Below are 4,686 nucleotides of genomic sequence, written 5' to 3'. Positions count from 1 at the left end.
CTGCTGCTGCGCCTCGCCGTGGACGCCGGAACCACCGTCGGCTACCGTGCGCTGGCCGACGACGTCTGGCCGTCGGACGCGCCCGAGGATCCCCGCGCCGCACTGCAATCGCTCGCGTCGCGCCTGCGCCGGGCCCTGCCGCCGGCGACGCTGTCGTCGACGCCGGGCGGGTACCGGCTCGAACTCGCGCGGGACGACATCGACGTGACCCGATTCCAGGATGCCGTGGCCGCCGCCCGCGCCACCGGCGATACCGCGGAGGCGGCACGGCTCGCGCGCGACGCTCTGTCGTTGTGGGTCGGCGACCCCTGGACACCGCATGAGGGCTTCGACTGGCTCGTGCGCGATCTCTGGGAGGACCGCGGCCACGCCGAAAGGCTGGCCGCATCCGTCGCCCCGGCCGCATCCGTCGCCCCGGCCGCCGTCACGGCCCCCGCGGTTCCGGCCCCCGCGGTTCCGGCCCCCGCGGTTCCGGCCGCGATCGCCGAACTCGTCGGGCGGACGAACGAGCTCGACGCGATCCGCGACCGTCTCGCCACGGACCGGCTGGTGACCCTGATCGGCCCCGGCGGCGCAGGCAAGACCACGCTCGCCCTCGAGACCGTGCGGGGCGCCCCCGACGCCTTGATCGTCGAGCTCGCCCCGGCCGCGCCGGGCGAGGTGTGGGCAGCCCTCGCGGGCGCGGTGGGACGCGGCATCCGGCTGAACGAAGCAGCCGCCTCGGCGTCGACGGCACCTCGCGAACGAGTGCTGGAGGCGGTCGCGGGACGCGACGTCGTCGTGGTGCTCGACAACTGCGAACACGTCATTCGCGAGGCCGCCGAAGCCGCCGAATCGCTGCTGAGAAATGCCCCGAGTCTGCGCATCGTCGCCACCAGTCGCGAGCCCCTGGGCATCGTCGGCGAGGCGTTCGTCGACCTCGGCCCGCTGCCCGCGCTCGAGGCCGACGAGCTCTTCGCCCGGCGGGTGCGCTCCGCCCGCGGCGCTCCGCCGTCACCCGACGAGCAGTCCACGGCGGAGAGCATCGTGCGACGCCTCGACGGCCTTCCCCTCGCGATCGAGCTCGCCGCCGCGCGCGCTCGGACCCTCACCCTCGAAGAGATCGACACCGGTCTCGGCGACCGCTTCGCTCTGCTGGCGCACGGTCCTCGCTTGAGTCCCGACCGGCATCGAACGCTGCGGGCGCTGATCGACTGGAGCTGGGACACGCTGACCGACGCTGAACGCGTCGCCTTGCGCGCCGCATCGGTGTTCCCCGACGGGATCGGCAGCGCGGATGCCGCCGCAATCGCGACGGCGTTCGACGTGGATGCCACCGTGTTCGACGCCCTCGTCGACCGATCGCTGCTGGTGCGGCGCGAAGGGCGCTTCCGCCTGTTGGAGACCGTGCGGGAGTACGGCCTCGATCGGCTGCGCACCGAGGGCACGGAGGCCGCGTTCCGCGAGCGCGCGGCTGACGTCCTCGCCACCCGCGCCGCGGAGCACGAGAGCCGGATGCGGGGACCGGGCCTGCGCGCCGGGCTGGCCTGGTTCGACGCCAACGAAGAGAACCTGTCCTCGGCGCTGCGCACCCGGACGTCGAGCGGCGACCGACGCGGAGCGCGGCGACTGCTCCGGAGCTTGCTCTGGCCGTGGGCGGTGCGGGAGCGGGTGGACGAGCTGCGGCATGCTCTCGCCGAGATCGCGGAACCGAATGCCCCGCTCGAGGACGAGGCGACCGTCGTCGTGGAGGCGGTCTCGCTGTTCACCGTCTCCTTCCCCGAGCGCGGGCACGCACCCTCGGTCGATCCGGCGCAGTACGCCCGGCGACGGCTCGAGCTCGAAGAGGCCGCCCGCCGGCATCCGTCGGAGCTCACCGTCCTGATGGCACCGCTGCTGCGCCTCGCCGAATCGGTGCTGGCGGCGGGCGACGGACAGGCCGGACGGACGTGGCACGTCGACATCTCCGACGAGGAGTTCGGCGCCGCGCCGCCGTGGTCGCAAGCCACTTTGCACACGCTGCGCGCCGGGGCCGCCCAGAACGACGGCGATGCGGCCACCCTCGGGGTCGAGAGCGAACGGGCTCTGCACCTGTCCACCCAGGTGGGCGACCCGTGGACCACGGGGATCGCGAGCCAGCTGCGGGCGGAATGGCTCATGCTCGCCGGCCGGCTCGACGAGGCGCTGACGGTGACCGACAGTGCGCGAGAGGCCGTGCAGGACCTCACCTCGGTACCCGATCTGCTCCAGCAGCGCGCCCAGGCGGTCGGCATCCTGCTGCGACTCGGTCGGCTCGACGCGGCACGCGAGCGCGCGGCCGAGATCGAGGCGATCGCCCTCGCCGACGGCTCGGTGCGCGCCCTGGCCCAAGCCCGCATGACGGCGTCGCAGGTCGCGATCGCCGCCGGTGACGGCGCGGCGGCGCTGCGTCAGATGGATCTCATCGAACTCGAGCCCGGGTTCCCCGAGCAGATCGCGGCCTGGTGCGGCGCGCAGCGCGCGCAGGCGCTGCTGCTGCTCGGCCGTCGCGACGACGCCCGGGCAGCACTGCGCGAAGCCCTGCCCCTCGCCGTGCGCTCGCGCGACCATCCGATCGTCGCTTCCGCGCTCGTCGCCGTCGCGGGGTGGAACGTCGCCGCGGACCGACCCGAGGTCGCGCACGAGGCGCTCGCCCGAGCCGAGGCCGTCCGCGGCGCCGCCGACGAGCGCGACCCCTTCCGGCGGTGGGTCCGAGAACGCCTCAGCGCGGATGCCGGAGGAGTTCCGGCATCCGCGCCCGGCACCGCGCCCGCCCTGCGGGGCGAAGTGGATGCCGACGTGCTCGCGGCCCTGCTCGATTAGGCCTTCCGCATGTAGGCGCGGACGGTGAGCGGGGCGAAGACCGCCACGATCACGGCCGCCCCGACGAGCGAGATGGCAGCGTCCGCGCCGAGCGTCCCCGCGTTGACGAGATCGCGCACCGCCGTGACCAGGTGCGAGACCGGGTTGACGTCGACGAACCATTGCAGCCACGAGGGCATCGTGTTCGAGGGGACGAACGCGTTCGAGAGGAACGTGAGCGGGAACAGGATGAGCATCGAGACTCCCTGCACGCTCGAGGCGGAACGGGCGATGACCCCGAAGAAGGCGAAGATCCAGCTGATCGCCCACGAGCACACGATGACGAGCAGGCCCGCGACGATGACGGCACCGAGGCCGCCCTGGGGCCGGAAGCCCATCACGAACCCCATCGCGAAGGTCAGGGTCGTGGCGATCGCATAGCGGACCGTGTCGGCCAGGAGCGCCCCCGACAGCGGGGCGATGCGCGCGATCGGCAGCGACCGGAACCGGTCGAACACGCCCTTGTCCATGTCTTCGCGCAACTGCACGCCGGTGACGACCGAAGTGGTGATCACAGTCTGGACCAGGATGCCGGGGATGATGATCGGCAAGTAGCTCTGTACGTCGCCGGCGATCGCGCCGCCGAAGATGTACGTGAACATCAGCGTGAACAGGATCGGCTGCACCGTGACGTCGATGAGCTGCTCGGGCGTCCGACGGATCTTCAGCAGACCGCGGCCCGCCATCGTGAGGGTGTTGCGGAGCGTCAGTCCGAGTCCCGCGGTGCGGGGCAGGTCGCGGGGAACGGTGATGGCGGTCATGCGCGGACTCCTTCCAGGTCGGCGGCGCTCGCGCGCGCCGCGTCGTCATCAGCCGGCACTCCGGTGCCGGTCAGGGTGAGGAACACCTCGTCGAGGGTGGGCTGCTGCACACTGAACTCGCTCAAGTGCACGCCGGCCGCGCGGAAGGCCACGAGCAGATCGGTGACCTGGTCGGGGTCGGACATCGGCACGGTGAGGCGCGCCGCCTCCGGAGACACGATGGCCGTGGCATCCAGGACCCGGCCGATCGTCGCACGAGCGACCTCGAGGTCGGAGCCCGGCTGCAGACGCAGCACGAGCGAGGCCTGACCGACGGATGCCTTGAGCTCGAGCGCCGTGCCCTCGGCGACGACGCGTCCGCGGTCGATGACGGCGATGCGGTCGGCGAGCTGGTCCGCTTCGTCGAGGTACTGCGTGGTGAGCACGACGGTGGAGCCGGTCGCGACCAAGCGACGGATCGTGTCCCACATCTGTCCGCGCGTGCGGGGGTCGAGGCCCGTGGTCGGCTCGTCGAGGAAGATGAGCGGCGGCTGGGCGATGAGGGATGCCGCGAGGTCGAGGCGACGGCGCATGCCACCGGAGAACTTCGCGAGGTAGGCGGCCTCGGTGAGACCGAACTCCTCAAGGAGCTCCGTCGACTTGCGGCGGGCGTCGGCGCGCGAGAGCCCGAGGAGCCGGCCGAAGATCATGAGGTTCTCGGTGGCCGAGAGCTTCTCGTCGACCGAGGCGAACTGCCCCGTCAGGCCGATGAGCTGTCGCACGACGTGTGCTTCCTTGACGACGTCGTGACCGAAGACCTCGGCCCGTCCACCGTCGGGACGCAAGAGCGTCGTCAGCATGCTGATCGTGGTGGTCTTGCCGGCACCGTTGGGGCCGAGAACGCCGTAGACGGTCCCGGCTTCGACGACGAGATCGACGCCGTCGACGGCCCTGTTGGAGCCGAACGTCTTGACGAGCCCTTCGGCTCGCACCGCAGGAACGCGGGTGGATGAGGTGGTCATGACGACAGGATGCGCCGGGGGTGCTGTCGCGCCGCTGTCACGGAGGTGGGGGCGCTGTCATGACG

The 4,686-nt window shown here is 72.2% G+C and carries 3 protein-coding genes; 1 reads left to right on the top strand and 2 read right to left on the bottom strand.

The window, feature by feature from the left end; translation table 11 throughout:
• Positions 1-2,820 (top strand): AAA family ATPase (locus tag LQV45_RS18150; protein WP_230008221.1); only part of this gene is annotated, 2,820 nt, incomplete at its 5' end.
• Here the strand turns inward: LQV45_RS18150 and LQV45_RS18145 are convergent.
• Together LQV45_RS18145 and LQV45_RS18140 are read right to left on the bottom strand one after the other, a co-directional pair.
• Positions 2,817-3,620, bottom strand: a complete 804-nt coding sequence (locus LQV45_RS18145; RefSeq protein ID WP_230008220.1) for an ABC transporter permease — start codon at positions 3,618-3,620, stop codon at positions 2,817-2,819. The genes LQV45_RS18150 and LQV45_RS18145 overlap by 4 nt on opposite strands.
• Positions 3,617-4,621: an ATP-binding cassette domain-containing protein gene (locus tag LQV45_RS18140; protein WP_230008219.1), complete on the bottom strand. Its 1,005-nt coding sequence runs from the start codon at positions 4,619-4,621 to the stop codon at positions 3,617-3,619. The genes LQV45_RS18145 and LQV45_RS18140 overlap by 4 nt, the downstream gene beginning before the upstream one ends.
• Positions 4,622-4,686 lie beyond the last annotated feature (65 nt).

It is taken from the genome of Microbacterium sp. Bi128, from assembly GCF_918698205.1.
The sequence above is the reverse complement of the archived record's forward strand: the minus strand, read 5'-3'. Positions and strand labels throughout refer to the sequence as shown.

Bases quoted from the DNA above. Each gene is read 5' to 3' on its own strand.
- LQV45_RS18145 (WP_230008220.1), bottom strand. From the start codon at position 3,620: ATGACCGCCATCACCGTTCCCCGCGACCTGCCCCGCACCGCGGGACTC.
- LQV45_RS18140 (WP_230008219.1), bottom strand. From the start codon at position 4,621: ATGACCACCTCATCCACCCGCGTTCCTGCGGTGCGAGCCGAAGGGCTC.